This window comes from uncultured Gilliamella sp. (assembly GCA_945271295.1).
Classification (GTDB): domain Bacteria; phylum Pseudomonadota; class Gammaproteobacteria; order Enterobacterales; family Orbaceae; genus Gilliamella.
In genome coordinates, this window is the sequence record CALYPG010000020.1 from 1 (window position 1) to 17128 (window position 17128).

10 protein-coding genes are annotated in these 17128 nt (G+C 33.0%); 6 read left to right on the forward strand and 4 right to left on the reverse strand.

Annotation, left to right across the window (positions count from 1 at the left end; translation table 11 throughout):
* Nucleotides 1–344: 344 nt before the first annotated feature.
* Entirely contained in the window at nucleotides 345–1613 is a 1269-nt protein-coding gene (locus tag Q0K76_RS09770) for a hypothetical protein (RefSeq protein WP_294615068.1), read from the reverse strand.
* 306 nt (nucleotides 1614–1919) lie between these two features.
* On the opposite strand from Q0K76_RS09770, the gene Q0K76_RS09775 reads away from it, so the two are divergent.
* Complete coding sequence (locus tag Q0K76_RS09775; protein WP_294615070.1) at nucleotides 1920–2873, forward strand: hypothetical protein; 954 nt, start codon at nucleotides 1920–1922, stop codon at nucleotides 2871–2873.
* A gap of 287 nt (nucleotides 2874–3160) precedes the next feature.
* Here the strand turns inward: Q0K76_RS09775 and Q0K76_RS09780 are convergent, their stop codons facing one another.
* From Q0K76_RS09780 to Q0K76_RS09790, 3 genes are all read right to left on the reverse strand, one after another.
* Nucleotides 3161–4687, reverse strand: coding sequence for a glycoside hydrolase 43 family protein (locus tag Q0K76_RS09780; protein WP_294615072.1), 1527 nt, complete (start codon nucleotides 4685–4687; stop codon nucleotides 3161–3163).
* Between the two features lie 46 nt (nucleotides 4688–4733).
* Nucleotides 4734–6119 (reverse strand): MFS transporter, encoded by a 1386-nt coding sequence (locus Q0K76_RS09785; protein ID WP_294615075.1) that lies wholly within the window; start codon nucleotides 6117–6119, stop codon nucleotides 4734–4736.
* A 381-nt stretch (nucleotides 6120–6500) separates the two neighbouring features.
* Complete coding sequence (locus tag Q0K76_RS09790; RefSeq protein WP_363322463.1) at nucleotides 6501–7898, reverse strand: EmmdR/YeeO family multidrug/toxin efflux MATE transporter; 1398 nt, start codon at nucleotides 7896–7898, stop codon at nucleotides 6501–6503.
* A 214-nt stretch (nucleotides 7899–8112) separates the two neighbouring features.
* Here Q0K76_RS09790 and Q0K76_RS09795 point away from each other — a divergent pair, with 214 nt between their 5' ends.
* The 5 genes from Q0K76_RS09795 to Q0K76_RS09815 all read left to right on the forward strand — a co-directional run bounded on the left by Q0K76_RS09795 (nucleotide 8113) and on the right by Q0K76_RS09815 (nucleotide 17126).
* Nucleotides 8113–8826, forward strand: coding sequence for an epoxyqueuosine reductase QueH (locus tag Q0K76_RS09795; protein ID WP_294615081.1), 714 nt, complete (start codon nucleotides 8113–8115; stop codon nucleotides 8824–8826).
* Nucleotides 8827–9068: 242 nt separating this feature from the next.
* The gene (locus Q0K76_RS09800) at nucleotides 9069–13343 is read left to right on the forward strand and encodes an acyl-CoA dehydratase activase-related protein (protein ID WP_294615084.1); all 4275 of its coding nucleotides are present in this window, start codon (nucleotides 9069–9071) and stop codon (nucleotides 13341–13343) included.
* Nucleotides 13344–13423: 80 nt separating this feature from the next.
* On the forward strand, nucleotides 13424–14032 hold the full coding sequence (locus Q0K76_RS09805; protein WP_294615086.1) for a CDP-alcohol phosphatidyltransferase family protein: 609 nt from the start codon (nucleotides 13424–13426) through the stop codon (nucleotides 14030–14032).
* Nucleotides 14033–14045: 13 nt separating this feature from the next.
* Nucleotides 14046–15797 carry a bifunctional alpha/beta hydrolase/class I SAM-dependent methyltransferase gene (locus tag Q0K76_RS09810; protein WP_294615088.1) on the forward strand — a complete coding sequence of 584 codons (1752 nt, stop codon included), beginning with the start codon at nucleotides 14046–14048 and terminating at the stop codon, nucleotides 15795–15797.
* A gap of 15 nt (nucleotides 15798–15812) precedes the next feature.
* Complete coding sequence (locus tag Q0K76_RS09815; protein WP_294615091.1) at nucleotides 15813–17126, forward strand: phosphatase PAP2/dual specificity phosphatase family protein; 1314 nt, start codon at nucleotides 15813–15815, stop codon at nucleotides 17124–17126.
* Nucleotides 17127–17128: the final 2 nt, after the last annotated feature.

Below are 17128 nucleotides of genomic sequence, written 5' to 3' on the forward strand. Positions count from 1 at the left end.
AAAATTGTATTTTGAAAGGATTAAGGAATAACTTATGAAATATTCATTTTATATTAGCATTATTTTTTCTTTGTTTAGTACATATTGTTATAGCCAATCCTTTGATATAGATGAAAAATATCGGGGAGATCTATTTTTTAGTAAAATAGATATGCAAAAATTGGGACAAGATTGTATACGACATTTAACTCCCCCATGAGTGTTTAACCGCATTAGATATAAAGCGCTCATTAAGCCGTAAAGGTTGCCTGTAATATAATGCGGTAGTTGAAATGACATTTAAAGCGATTAAAACCGAATTTGTTTCAAACACGGTATTTGATTCAAAACGCGTGGACATGCCATTATTGTTTTTTATTGCTAAAATATTTTTTGATAAGGAATGCCTTAAATTTTTCATCTATATCTAATTGAACAAAATCATCATAACTTAATTCATGATTACCATAATAAATCTTGTTATTATCATAACCAAGCTCTGTGGTTAAAGTTCCCTCATCACAAGTTTCTTGAATAAGGAAAACATTAAATTCCTGAGCATTTGCTCCGAGTACTTCTCTATCAATAAAATAGATTCTATTATCATCTTTTATATAGTTACCAATTATTTGACTTTTTTGTGGTTCAAGATCAAGTATTCGCATTTGGATATCTGTTGCAAAGCTTTCAACAGCAATATAAATATGCTGATTGTCACTATAATATATGGAATTATTAATTTGATGAAATTCTTTCGCATTAATGATATCTTTCAACTCAATTATTTTATTGGTTTTTAAATCCCTAGCCCTACTTTCATAATTATAATGTTTCAAATCATCTGTGCGCCAATAACGAAAATATTGCAAATAATAATTACCTTTATTATCTGTATATAGAATATCTTTTATATGAGAATATGGAATAATAGCAGCTTGTTTAGCAAAATATTTTGCTTTTAATTTTGCTATTTCTTCTGGTGCAAAATAATATGTATTAACTAAATTTTTAAAACAGTCATAATTACAATTTTTGCTAAACCAATAAATATTGTTTTTATCTGTAGCAAATATATACACTTGTTGGTCTTTTATTGAAGGTATAAGGGATTTTGATTCCGTGGTAAATGAATTTATATCTGCTTGAATAACTTCAACTCCGTCACAGTATATTTTATTTGCTGCACGTAAATAACAACCTCCTAAAACTTCATAGTCAGCTATCGAACTGGCAATAAAAAATTGTTTTTTTTGCGGATCAAAAATATAAACATAGTTTTTATCTTTATAATAATAAATATCATGGCCATTTTTTAAATAGTTTGTGTCTATAATTTTTAATTTATCTGCAGGGAAATGATATAACTTAGCAAAGGTATCCACATCTATTATATCTTTTAAAAACACTAATTTTTGCGTTTTGGGATCGATGATCTTGGAAAAATGTACAATGCTTTCATCTATTGGCTGTGATGGTTCAGGGATATTAATTGTTAATTCATTATTTTTGTTATAGGTTAATAAATCAATATTGGGTTTTGGGTTTGATATTTTATCTGCGTCATTTTTATCACAGCCATAAACAAGTAACGATAAAAAGCAAAAAAATATTACTCGACAGCCTAAGTGTTGCATAAATTACTCCTTATTGAAAACCTAAAATTATGTTATTCCTTTTTTTTAAAATTAGATTAGTATTAGCTCAGACCTAAAATCGTTTTTATTGCTATTTTAAGTTCGGAAATTATTCGTACAAGTTCAAATTGAGTTTGATGGTCACAAATTATTTTATAGCCATGAAATATATGAGTAACATTGTTTTATTAGACTCAGAGTTATTACTATATAACTTAAAATTATAAATGATTAATTAATAATATTGTTACCACCTTGCCATAAAATGATATGATTCTCACCGTTTTAATTTTTATAGAAATGAATATGATGAAACGAATAAAATTTTTGCTTATTATTTTAAGTAGTATGCTGACTTTAACAGCTTGTTCTAAACCAGATTCTACCGAACATTGGATAGATAACCCAACAGCTAAAGAGATTAAATTAAAGATAGATGATAAGGAATTAACTATTCCAGCGAAATCAGGCATTAATTATAAGATTGAATATGGTAAACATACCTTATCTTACAATAATGATTCAGTTAATTTTTTTGTGAAACCTTTATTTTCTAAATCTCTCAAAAATATTGTACAACCTAAAATTACTGGTTTTATTAATCCAACGCAAAGTAACTATATTTTTTATAAAATAGTCTATATTGATGACTCTAGTTCAGTAGCAACTGATAAATTTATTGAAGATATACAAAGGAATACTGAATATAAAACGCAAGTGATATTTGATGGTGAATTGCAAGAAGTGGAGGTACCTTTTACAGTAACTAATGAGCTATTTATTGAAAGAGATAAATATCCTTGGGAATTTTTTCTTGGAGAAAAAGTGCCAGATATTGTGGAACAAGATAAGGTAGCTACTGTGAAAGGAAAAATATTTCGGGAAGATGAATTTTATGAATATATGAAAGATGATGTTGATTTCGAAAATCATATTAGTCTGCCTTCTAATCCTAAAAAATTTAATCAACTTTCTAAAATTGTCATTCCTGCTATTGATTTAGATAATATTAATTGTCCTGAAGGACGAGCCGATGTCGAGAAAAAAATAGCTACTTGGAATCATGTTTTAACTTTAACAGGTAGTGAATTTGCTAAGGAATATGACGATATGACATCAATGAATAATAGGGTTGCTACAAGTGAGATAAGCAATAAATGTTATCAAGATTATCAGAACGAAAGTTATACAACTCAAGTGGAAAAAATTACTGATATTTATAATCAAAATCATAATTTAAATTTCTTTATAACAGATTGATTTTTATAATCAGGTAAGTGTATTGTTTAATGAAAAGATAATTATGGTAAATTATACCTTTCACAAAGGTAATACAGAAAATTATCATCTAATATTATTTTAATGAAAATGTGATTAAGATGCACGGTTTATAAAGATACAAATATTATTTGCCAGATTTACTAAGTAATTAACCTAAAAAGCCAATGATAAAATAACAATCATTGGCTTTATAAACTATGAATTTATTGAAAAACAGGTCTATATAAATGTAATTATAGGCTTATCTTGCAATGTTATTTATTCTTTTATATATGAGTGATATTAAAATATTTAAATTCACATTTACCCTGACTGTTTTGTTTTGATTCGGTAGAGGCAAAAATACCAATTTTAGCACCAACCCATTTACCTTTACCGGCGGCAAAATTACGTACGATTTGTTGCCATTCACTATTTTGTTCCTGGTAGTAAAATTGACATATGCCGTTTAATCCTACCGTAACTTTAAATAGGCAATTTGGTGAACTTAAAGTTGTAATTTTTTCTCGATACTCATCAACTTTACCTGAATCTTTCATCCAACCATAGCGATAATATAAACTATATTCTCCATTGTAATAACTTATTACGAGCGCTGCATAGCGTTCACCATATATAATTAACCCTGCAAAATCACCAGATTGTTCGGCATTTAAATTTAATTCTGTTTGCGCTGTAAATTGAAACGATGAAAATTTTTGCAATAACAAGTTTGGTGCAAAATAGAGTGTTTGTTGTTCATTACGATAAGGAAGGGGATAACAATTTAAGATTAATGCTTGATTATTATCGGTTAACCACTGCTTTTGTGGATTTGCTTGCCATTGCCATTGTAACCCATATTTCCCATGTGCAAAACTATCACTTGTTTGAATTGTATAGTCATCGGTATTACTAATAGATAGCGGTTTTTTCCAAGTTAACACGGGTTGCCCTGCATTATTATCTTTGATTTCACCGATTCTTGGCCAATCATCATCTGCCCAATACATCGGTTGTAAATGCACAATTCGTCCATACAAATTTGCATCTTGAAAATGGACAAACCAACACTCTTTATTATCTAATTCAACCCAGCCACCTTGATGCGGTCCATTAATTGCTGTATTACCTTGAAAAAGGACATTACGGGCAGTCCACGGACCTTTTATGTTTTTGCTACGTAATACTGTTTGCCAGCCAGTTTCAACCCCTCCTGCTGGTGCAAAAATATAATACCAACCATTTCTCTTATAAATTTTTGGACCTTCCAGTGTTGGCAAATCAGCAGTTCCGTCATAAATGATTGTACCTTCATCGATTAGTGCTGAACCATCACTTTTCATTTCAAATAATTGTAATTTATGTTTTATACCACTGCGGCTTTGTGCAAAAGCATGGACTAACCATGCACTGCCATCCTCATCCCAAAAAGGACATGGGTCTATCCAACCTAGAGCTGATTGTACACAATGAGGTTTACTCCATTCCCCCCATGGATCTTCGGTATGACACATGAAAATACCTTCATCAGGGGTACTAAAAAATACCCATAATTTATGATCATGATAGCGAATGGAAGGTGCCCAAACTCCTTTACCTGGCTGAACTTGGTCATAACCAGGTAGATCAAGTGATGAAAAAACATGATTGATAATGTGCCAATTGACCAGATCTTTTGAATGCAATATCGGTAATGCTGGCATATGATTAAAGCTTGATGACACCATAAAAAAGTCATCATCAACTCTAACTATGTCCGGATCAGAATAATCGGCACAAATAATAGGATTTTTATAAAAATTAAGACTCATACAAATACCTTTTAATAAAACAACAGCAATAACATAAATAACTAACTTATTGGTTACTTTCTAAATTCTTCTGTCTTGCTAGTAGATCACTTTGAATTTTTTCCATCATCTTGTCATCTAATTTATAAAAACGCATTAACCACCAAAGTAATAAATAGGAGAATGCAGGCCCAATTGTTAACAAGCCAATAATTCCCATTGTTGCTAGTGGGGTTTGTACATCAATACCGGCTTGATAGCCTAATAATCCTAAACAGATACCTACTAAAGCACCTGCGACAGCCATACCTAATTTTAAAGCGAATAGATTACCTGAAAAAGAGAGCCCTGTTGCTCGTACTCCAAATTTCCATTCACCATAGTCAGCTGCATTTGCCATCATATTCCATTTAAATGGTTGATACATTGAATGGAAAAAGCCTATTAAGAAATAAAGTGGAAAGACGACAGATAACCAAACTGGCGGGATAAAAAACATGATTACACCGATAGCAAATAAGATTAAGTTAATATTTTTGAATAATTGAATAGCGGTAAAACGTTTAGCGAAAAAGCCCGCCGTCATAGCACCTAAAATTGTACCAACAACTGAAGTTGATACAAAAGCGGATTTCATAGCTGTACCTGCTGCTGAGCTTATACCTCCCATCATTAAATAAGTTGCATAATAAAGTGTTGCTGAACTACGCATTACTCCAGCCATACTGGAAAAAAATGTAATAATTGCAACAATACACCATTGATCATTCGCTAATAAACATTTTAAGTCTTTTTTTACACTGACCTTCTTATCTTCAATAGGCATAACACGTTCTTTGGTCGTGGCAAAACAGAAGATTAACATGCCAATAGCCATGACTCCCATAACCGCCATAGTTAGTTGGAAACCAAGTTGTTTGTTTTCCTTACCAAACCAATCGACTAAAAATAAAGTACCAATAGATACCATTAAACCTGAGGCTGAAGAGATAGTAAAACGAAAAGACTGAGCAGAAAGGCGATCTTTTTCATCACGTGTAATGACACCACCTAATGCACAATAAGGAATATTAATAAAGGTATAACACATCATTAATAATGCATAGGTAATGTAGGCATATAAAAGTTTACCGGAATCACCAAAATCAGGAGTTGTGTAGGTCATAACAGCCAAGACTGCATAAGGAATAGCAAACCAAATTAACCAAGGCCGAAATCGCCCCCATCTGGTTTTGGTACGATCGGCAATCATACCTGTTATAGGATCGATGATTGCATCAAAAATACGAGTTGCAAGAAACATTATTCCTACAGCTGCAGCTGAAAGCCCATAAATATCGGTATAAAAAAAAGTTAAGAACATTGTTACAGATGAATAAACAATTCCACATGCTGCATCACCCATTCCAAAACCTATTTTCTCCATGACTGATAACTTTTTATTATTATCCATCACAATCTCCTTATCACAATATAAAAACAATTTATAAATTTCTATTTATTAATAATTTATTAGTACTTACAAATTATCAAAAAATAACGGTAAATTGAGTTTATAAAATTAGTTTTTAAAACAATATTATGATTTTACGTACTGCAATTACGTTATATTGTTAATGTGATAGATATCACAATTTTCTTTATGATATTTATTCGTCGATGTGATCGCTTTTTGGATAAAAAATTGGGCAATTTTAAGTGCTAAGTTTAAAAGAGTAAGTAATTAGAACAGTACTATTGCCGCTAATCAAAAGATAGAAGTATTAGATTGATAGCCAAATCAATGAGTTAAAACCTTTAAGGTATGGGTTATTGATTGAGTAGCTTTGAATGCTTAAATTCGCTTTTGATGACGCCATAGCCATTTTCCACTGATTAAACGATAATAGAAGAATATGCTGCGTATAATCCAATCAAGGAACATGCCAAACCAAACGCCAATTACCCCAAAACCGAAATAAACGCCTAAAAAATAACCAGCTACAATTCGGCACATCCACATACTACCAATTGCTACCCACATAGTGTAATTGGCATCTTTAGCGCCTTTAAAGCCATATGGCAAAACAAACGAGGATGCCCAAAATGGTGTAAATAATGCATTAAACCAAAGTAAATATTTAGCAATTTCGATTACTTCTTTATCATTTGTGTAGAGTGAACTTAAAAAGCCCGCAAAAGGAATGGATAGAAGTGCCAAAAAGCATAATAAAAAAGTCGTTAAATGAAAGATGAATTTCAACTGCCGGGTTGGTTGATAAATTTGCCCCATACCAATACGTTTGCCAACGATTATAGTTGATGTTGCACCTAAAGTGTTACCAGGTAAATTCAATAAGCCTGCAATTGAAAATGCAATAAAATTAGCGGCTATGGTTGATGTTCCCATTCCTGCTACAAACGTTTGGGTTAACAGTTTGCCGATATTGAACATGACTGATTCAACACTCGCGGGAATTCCAATACTAAGAATATCTATAAGAATTTTACCATTAAATGAGTGAAAGTAACTGCGAAAAGGTATAAATAAAGCTCTGCTTGGTTTGATTGTTAACACCAGTAATATAAAAAACATACCACAATAACGAGCAACCGTTATGCCTATCCCTGCACCTACAAACCCTAGACCGTTCCAATCAAAAATACCATAAATTAAGATATAACTTATTATTAGATTAAGAATATTCATTATGATATTTAAATACATGGGTAATATGGTATTGCCTGCTCCCCGCAGCGCACCACAACCCACTAAAATAAATGCTAAAGCAGGGTAACCTAATACTGTTAGTCTAAGAAAGGTTAAGGAAAGATTTTTTACGTCAGGATCAGCCTTTCCAGCAATGAGATCAATAATCCAATAACCTGAAAATTCTACTAAAATGAATAGCAAAATCGAAATTAAGACCAATAATGTTATAGATTGTCTAGCGGCAAAAACCGCTTTTTTTTTGTTATGGCGACCTAGACTAAAAGCGACCACCACGGATGTTCCAAGCGCAACTGCCATAAAAAATGACATAATAATCATATTGAAACTTTCGGCTAATCCTACAGCAGCCATTTCAGCTTTGCCGATCCAACTTACTAAAAAGGTACTAAAAATTCCCATTAATATCACTGACAAGTTTTCAATGAAAATAGGAAAAGCTAAAGGATAAATTTCTCTCCATAGTAATACATTGTTTGAATGCCGTTTTTTATATAATTGTGACTTTTTTATGCATTCAATAAAGTGTACATTCAATTTTAGACCTTAACTTTGATACCTTGAAATGTGGACGCCATTATAACTCCATTATTTAATAAAAATGAATTTATGTTTTAAAAATAATTGATAAATCTTATAAATAAGTACTATTAATGTTGAACTTGAATGGTGAATGGCTTCACTATATTATAGCGTGGATAAAAAACTTTAATCATCAAAGTAAATTTGAGTCTTTATGCTAATTAATGCCAAAACTATTCTTGAAAAATTAAATCCACATAATAAAGTGAATTATGATTCGGTGTTAAAAGAGGTCATTACAGATTGGCAATCGGGATCAATACGACCTAAATTGTTAATACATAGTTGCTGTGCGCCTTGTAGTACCTATGTTTTAGAATATTTGGCTCAATATGCTGACATTACTATTTATTTTGCTAATTCGAATATTCATCCTCGGGTCGAATATGAATATAGAAGCGTGGTTCAACAAAAATTTATCACTGATTTCAACCAAAAAACGAATAATAATGTTCAATTTTTGCAGGCACCTTATCAACCAGCAGAATTTATAAAGCAAGTTGAACATTTACGTGATGCACCAGAAGGTGGTGAGCGTTGTCATATATGTTATAAAATGCGCTTAGATTTAGCTGCAATTAAAGCGCTAGAACTCGGATTTGATTATTTTGCGAGTGCTTTGACTTTAAGTCCTAAAAAAAATAGCCAAAAAATCAATGAAATTGGTTTTGAAATTCAAGAGATTTTTTCGGTTAATTATCTTCCTTCAGATTTTAAAAAGAACAATGGATATAAGCGATCAATTGAACTTTGTAAAGAATATGATGTTTATCGTCAGTGCTATTGTGGATGTATTTTTGCTGCTAAAGCGCAGGGAATTGATATGAAAAATGTAATTACTCTGGCAAAACAAAGTTTACAAAAATAAAGAACAATTAGCTTAATTTTTGAGATGATTTGCATTATTAAATATACTAAAACGTATGCTATTCCTGAAACTTTTTGTCATAAAGTGCATTTAGAAGTAAGATTATTTTTATCTGACATATTAAAAAATAAAAAGTTTTAGATATAATATTTGATTATTTTAATGGACTAGAATTAATTAAAACAATTTTTCTAAATTTGTATCCATAGGCTAGCAATCATTTTTAACTATGAGTTTGTTTTATGTCAAAAATTTATAAGCTTGGATTAGATGTCGGTTCAACCACTGCAAAATGTGTGGTTATTGATGAACATGATAATTTTATTTATACCAATTATGTTCGTCATAATACCCATATTGTTGCAACTGTTCTTGAATTGCTTGATGAGATAAAACAAAAGATTGGTGAAAATACTGTTTTATCAGTCAAAGTCACAGGTTCAGCTGGTATGGGCATTTCTGAAAAAGCAGGTATTGCTTTTATTCAAGAAGTGGTTGCGGCTTCTGAAGTGGTGCAAAGGAAGTATCCTGATGTTCGCACTTTAATTGATATTGGTGGCGAAGACAGTAAGATGATTTTTTTCTTTCCTGATCGCCCGCCTGATATTCGGATGAATGGTAGCTGTGCAGGTGGAACAGGGGCATTTATCGACCAGATGGCTACCTTACTTAATACGCCTGTTCAAGAATTTGATCGCCTTGCTCAACAACATGATCAAGTTTTCCCCATTGCTTCCCGCTGTGGTGTTTTTGCCAAAACTGATGTTCAAAATCTGATTAGTCGTAATGTATCTAAAGAAAATATCGCTTATTCTGTTCTCCATGCAGTCTGTATTCAGTTAATTAATACTCTGGCTCGTGGCTATGATATTGTACCGAAAGTCATGTTAATCGGTGGACCTTTTTCGTTTATTCCAACTTTAGGTAAAGCCGCTTTAGAAACACTAAAATTAGATGAAGATCAAATTATCAAAACTCAACATCCCACTTTATTATCAGCATGGGGAGCGGCAATTCATGCTATTGAGCGTACTGAACTACCACTATCTGAATTCATCCAAAAATTAAATGATTCAAGTAAAATTAAAGTTAATGAATCGTTCAGATTAAAACCGCTATTTAATGAATCACTCTCATTTGATAATTGGAAAAAGAAACGCAAATATATTGAAATTCCACGAATTGAGCTTGTGAATTATCAAAAGCAGACTGCCTTTTTAGGTATTGATAGTGGATCAACCACCACCAAAATAACCTTAATTAGTGAAGATGATGAGTTACTTTTTACGTATTATGCACCGAATAATGGTCAGTCTATTACTGCGTTAATTACTGGTTTAGCTAAGTTAAAAGAAGAGATTGATGCATCTGGCAAAAATATTGTAATTGCTCGGAGCGGTGTAACCGGATATGGTGAAGAACTTTTAAAAGCTGCGTTTGCTATTGATGACGGTTTAGTTGAAACTATGGCTCATTTTGCTGCTGCCAAACATATTGACCCCGAAGTGAGTTTTGTCATGGATATTGGTGGTCAAGATATGAAAGCCATTTTCATTTCAAATGGTGTGGTGAATCATATCGAATTAAATGAAGCTTGTTCTTCTGGTTGCGGTTCATTCATTGAAACATTTGCTAAATCGCTCAACTCTAATACCATTGATTTTGCTGATGCAGCTTGTAAATCGAGTAGTCCATGTGACTTAGGGACGCGCTGTACCGTCTTTATGAATTCAAAAGTGAAACAAGCATTACGTGAAAATGCCACTATGGGGGATATTTCGGCAGGCTTAGCTTTTTCAGTGATTAAAAATGCCATTCATAAAGTTCTTAAATTACATGATATGCGCAAGCTTGGTGATCATATTGTTGTACAAGGTGGAACATTTAAAAATCCTGCGGTATTTCGAGCTTTAGAACAGTTAACAGGTGCACAAATTGCGAGTTCCAACATTCCCGAATTAATGGGGGCATATGGTTCAGCTTTAGTTGCTAAAAATCATTATCAACAAGATAGGTCTCCATCACAATTTATTGGTTTAGATCATTTAGAAAAAGCACTAGATAACAAGGCTAAACCGTCCCGCTGTAAAGGGTGTGAGAATAATTGCGATATTATGATTTATCGCTTTGCTAATGGGCAACGTTACTATTCCGGTAACAAATGCGAACGTTTTTTAAGTAATAATCAATACAAAGATAATAATTCGTTTAACATGTTTGATTATAAAAATGCGTTGTTATTCGATCGTACTACTCAGTCAAATCCAGATGCAAAAATAAATATTGGTATTCCTCGTGTATTAGGACAATATGAAAACTTTCCATTTTGGCATACTTTATTAACCCAATGCGGTATTAATGTTACACTTTCACCTTATTCAACTCATCGTATTTATGAAAAAGGTGCTGGAACAGTGATGTCTGATAGTATCTGTTTCCCGGCTAAATTGGTTCACGGTCATATTATGGAACTTATCGAACAAAAAGTTGACCGAATTTTTATGCCGATGGTGGTTTTTGAATCAGCTCAATTTGGTAATGCGGTAAATAGTTATAACTGCCCGATTGTCAGTAGTTATGCCGAAGTTATGCATAGTGCCATTAATCCTGAGTTGAAATATGGTGTACCAATTGATTATCCAGTTATTAATTTTACCGATATTAAATTACTCAAAAAAGGTTGTATCAATTACCTTCAATCATTAGGTATTGTAAAAAAAATCGCGACTAAAGCGTTTACTGCCGCTTTAAATGCGCAAGCTGAATTTAAACAAGCGTTATATAAAAAAGAGGTAGAAGTATTAAATAATGCTAAACAAACAGGACGCGATGTTTTTATATTAGCTGGTCGTCCTTATCATAGTGATAGTTTAATTAATCATAAAACCCCAGAGATATTAAACGCTTTAGGTTGTGATGTAATCACTGAAGATTCAGTATTAGGTTCAATCAATCAATTATCACCAGAGTTACAGATTTGTTCGCAATGGAGTTATCCTAACCGCTTATATGCTTCGGCAACATTTGTTGCTGAACAGGCAAATAATGTGCAATTTGTACAACTGAATTCATTTGGTTGTGGTCCTGATGCAATCGTCACCGATGAATGTAAAGCAATATTAGAATCAAAAGGTAAAACCTGCACCGTTATTCGGGTAGATGAAATTACGGCTACCGGTTCAGTAAGATTACGTTTACGTTCAATTATTGAATCTATCAGGATGAATCGTAATCAACCGCTTAAAACAACTGAACGTAAGAAAACGGCTGTTTTTGAATTACAAGACAAACAACGACGCACTATTTTGGCACCGTTTATTTCTGATTTTTATTCGCCGATTTTACCGCCAATTTTTGCTTTATCTGGTTATAAACTTGAAACTTTACCAAAACCTGATAAAAGTTCAGTTGAATGGGGATTAAAATATTGTAATAACGAAATTTGTTATCCTGCAACGATTATTGTTGGCGATATCATCAAAGCATTAAGATCCGGTAAATATAATCGCGATGAAGTTGCAATAGGTATTACCCAAACCGGTGGTCAGTGTCGCGCAAGTAGTTATTTGTCATTGATAAAAAAAGCGATGATTAGTAATGGTTTTGAGGATATTCCCATTATTTCGCTCAGTACCGGCAATATTAACGAAATTGAACAACCCGGTTTTAAAATCAATTGGTTAAAAACGTTACCCATTACTTTCTTTGCTATGTTATTTGCAGATTCACTGTCAAAAATGTACTACGCTACGGCGCCGAGAGCACGGGTAAAAAAACAAGCCGATCAGCTTAAAGAGTACTATACTAGAAAGTTGCAACAACTAATTACTGAGCGCAAAGGGCATAAAGCCATTTATGCTCTTTTAGCCTATGCAGTTAATCATTTTAACCAAGTTGAAACGCTCAATAAAGAGTGTCCGCAAATTGGTATTGTTGGTGAAATCTATGTTAAATATAACAGTTTTGGGAACCAACATAGTGTTGAATGGTTAGTTGAACAAGGTATTGAACCGGTTATTCCGCCAATGATTGAATTTTTTGCTCAATGCTTTGTGAATTATGATAGTAATATTGACAATTACTTGTCAGCAAAAAATTATGTTTCTTATTTATTGTACTTTTTTGAAAAAGTGGCACAAAGGTATATTAATAAAACTAACCAAATATTAGCTGGATTCAAATATTATCAGCCTTTTCATAGTATTCGAGATATGGCGAAAAAAGCACAAGAAATCCTTAATCTATCTAATCAATTTGGTGAAGGATGGCTTATTCCAGCCGGAATTATGACTTTTGCCGAACACGGCATTAACAATGTCATTAGTTTACAACCATTTGGTTGTATTGCTAATCATGTCGTTTCTAAAGGCGTCGAAAAACGTATGCGTGATCTTCATCCCAAGTTAAATTTATTGTATTTGGATTTTGATGATGGGGCCGGAGAGGTAAACGTCCTTAATCGTTTACATTTTATGGTTAGTTCATTAAAGTATACACAACTACAGAGAATTGTATAATGGATGATAAGTTTAAATATTACTGCTTATTTATTTTATAAAATAAATAGATAAGCGGTATTAAATGATTAGGATTATTTGTGTTATCAATTTATCAATTAAAACCGAAGTTTCAATCACTACTCCGTCCTTATGCGAAATCACTTTTTGATGCCAAAATAACCGCTAACCAAGTAACTCTAAGTGCCTGTTTAGGTTCAATAATAGTGGCACTGTTGGTTGGCTGGTTAGCACAATATCAAATGATATTTATACTAATACCACTATGGATGTTTATCCGTATGGCACTTAATGCAATTGATGGTATGTTAGCGCGCGAATTTAATCAAAAATCGAATTTAGGTGCGTATTTAAATGAGATCTGTGATGTGATCTCTGATAGTGTATTGTTATTCATTTTTACACAAATTAATGATGTCAGTGTAAGTTTAGTCATTTTTGTTGTGCTGCTCTCATTTTTAACTGAGTTTGTTGGTGTCTTAGCCGTCATGATTGGCGCTTCAAGACGCTACGATGGACCAATGGGTAAAAGTGATCGTGCTTTTATTTTTGGTGTAATTAGTTTCGGGATAGCAACGCATTTATTACCCTTGCATTGGATCAATGCCATGTTATGGATTATTAGTATATTACTTATTTATACGGTAATTAATCGAATCAGGAAAGGTTTGCAAAACGTTGCAAAATAGTATGGAGAACATTATGCGTCAACATGAAGAAAAATCATTTATTAGTCATGATGGTTGCAAGTTATTTTATCGTTATTGGCCAGCTGTTGAAAGTGGAACTAATACTTCTCAAGCAATAGTTCTTTTTCATCGTGGACATGAACATTCTGGACGTGTTGCTCATTTGGCTGATGAATTTAATCTACCTGATTATCAATTTTTTGCGTGGGATGCTAGAGGTAACGGACAATCCGAAGGTGAACGTGGGGATGCTGAAAATATTGCAACTTTAGTGAAAGATGCACATTGTTTTATTGAGCATATTACACAAGAATATTCTATCCCTCCAAAAGATATAGCCATTATCGCTCAAAGTGTTGGTGCCGTTATCGCGGCTGCTTGGGTGCATGATTATGTACCCAAAATTCGTGCCTTAGTATTAGGTTCGCCAGCTTTTAGTGTCAAACTTTATGTTCCTTTAGCAGTACCAGGATTGAAATTACTTTATAATTTTAAAGGTAATTTTTTTGTTAATAGTTATGTTAAACCTAAATTATTAACTCATGATACCCAAAGAGCAGAGTCATTTGCAAAAGATCCTTTAATTACCAGACGTATTTCGGTTCGTCTGTTACTTGATTTATATACGGTATCAGATCGCATTATTCAAGATGCTAATGCTATTACCGTACCTACACAATTATTAGTCTCAGGTTCAGATTATGTGGTCAGGCGCAAACCGCAAAGACAATTTTATGAAAATTTGGGAACGGTACAAAAAGAGTTCCATGTATTACCAGGATTTTATCATGATACCTTTGGTGAAAAAGATCGTCAGATCGCAATTGATCGAGCAAGACGCTTTATTTTAGGGTGTTTTGCTAGTGAGCCTCATCAGCCATGTTTACTTAATGCCGATCAGGTAGGGTATACCAGATTAGAGTCGGATAAGTTAGCATTGCCACCATCAGGTTGGATTAAGCCTTTGTATTGGAAGTTTATTAAAGCAAATTTAAAATATGCTAGCAAACTATCAGAAGGTATAAAACTTGGCGCTGAAACTGGTTTTGATTCGGGAAGTACACTTGATTATGTGTATCGTAATCAACCCTCCGGTACTTCTAAACTTGGACAATTTTTTGATTATATTTACTTACAAGCAATTGGTTGGAAAGGCATTCGCCAACGCAAAGTTCATCTTGAAGAATTAATAAAACTGGCTATCAATCAATTACAGCAGCAAAATAAAGTTGTTAATATTGTTGATATCGCTGCTGGGCATGGTCGTTATATTTTAGAAACGATCAATCAAATAGCAAATAAACCTAATTCAGTTTTACTTCGAGACTTTAGTGATCTTAATGTCGAAAAAGGTAAAATATTAATCGAAGAAAAAGGGTTGTCAGATCTGGTGCATTTTGAACAAGGTGATGCATTTAATCGGCAACAGCTTAGTGAATTATCGCCTAAACCAACTTTAGCTGTGGTTTCTGGTTTATATGAGCTTTTTGGTGATAATCATCTGTTAAATGAATCTTTGTCAGGATTAGCTGATGCAATACCAGTCGGCGGATATTTTATTTATACCAATCAACCTTGGCACCCACAATTAGAGTTTATTGCAAGAACATTAACCTCTCATCGTGATGGTCAACCTTGGATCATGCGTAGACGAACTCAACTTGAAATGGATCAATTAGTGGCTAATGCAGGTTTTAAAAAGGTCACTATGCTTATAGATCAATGGGGAATATTTACGGTATCACTAGCTCAACGTGTTAGCTGATTTATGGTGAACCTGTTGAAGCTCAAATTTAACCAACTTACTTTATACAAATGTGTTTGGTTGGTTGGTTTGTCGATTTTTTTCTTTGTGAGCTATAATTTTGCTAATTGGTTTACCTCAACTCGCGCCGATGTAGGAAGTTTAGTTTTTACTTGGGAAGTTTCAATTCCATTATTGCCTTGGTTCATAATCCCTTATTGGTCAATAGATATTATGTATGGTCTGGCAATTTTATTGGCCAATTCTAGACAATCCCTCAAAACTCTGTGCTTGCGGTTGTTATCTGCCCAAATTATTTGTATTCTCTGTTTTTTGCTTTTCCCGCTTAAATTTAGTTTTGAACGACCTATTGTAAACGGCTTATCAGGCTGGTTACTTGATATTTTGATGGGATTTGATAAACCTTTTAATCAAGCACCTTCGTTGCATATTACCTTACTCGTGATTTTATGGGCATTTTATAGTAACTATTTGCGTAGTTATTGGCGTTATGTATTACATATTTGGTGTTTATTAATAGGCATATCAGTGTTAACTACCTGGCAACATCATTTTTTTGATATTCCGACAGGAATTTGGGTTGGATGTTTGTGTATTTGGTTATGGCCAGATAATGGATTATCACCGTTAAAAAATTACCAATTACCTAAACAATATTTATGGTGCGGTATCTATTTTGTCTGCTACTTATTGTCATTTGGTTTAGCTATTTATTTTCATGCATGGGGACTTTGGTTGTTATGGTTGTCAGGCTCTTTCTTGCTAGTATCAGCTAATTATTGCCTATTTGGTGCCACTGGATTTCAAAAACAAGCTAACGGAAGTTTCAATTTTGCGGTAACTATTCTATATTTGCCGTATTTTTTGATTATGTGGCTAAATTCACGCTTATGGACCTATAAAAAACAAGCCATAAATCACATTTGCGAGAATATTTATCTTGGCAGAATTCCATCAAATAATCTATTAAGCCAAAATCAATTTACTTCAGTTGTTGATCTTTGTGCTGAGTTACCCATTAGTAAGTTTGCCGGCAATTATTCGTTGATACCAGTGCTCGATATGACACCATTGACGGCTAAAGTGTGCCAGAAAGCCGCATCAATTATCGAACAATATCATCAGCAAGGGAAAGTATTAGTTTATTGCGCATTAGGTTATTCTCGAAGTGCGACTGCCATTATTGCTTGGTTATTATGGAGTAATCGAGCAAACAATGTTGATAATGCCATCAATATAGTCAAGAAAAGTCGTCAAAATATTGTTATTTCAGCGCAACAACGACAAATTTTAATAAATTGGTTTTTACAAACCAAAAACAGGAAATAGTT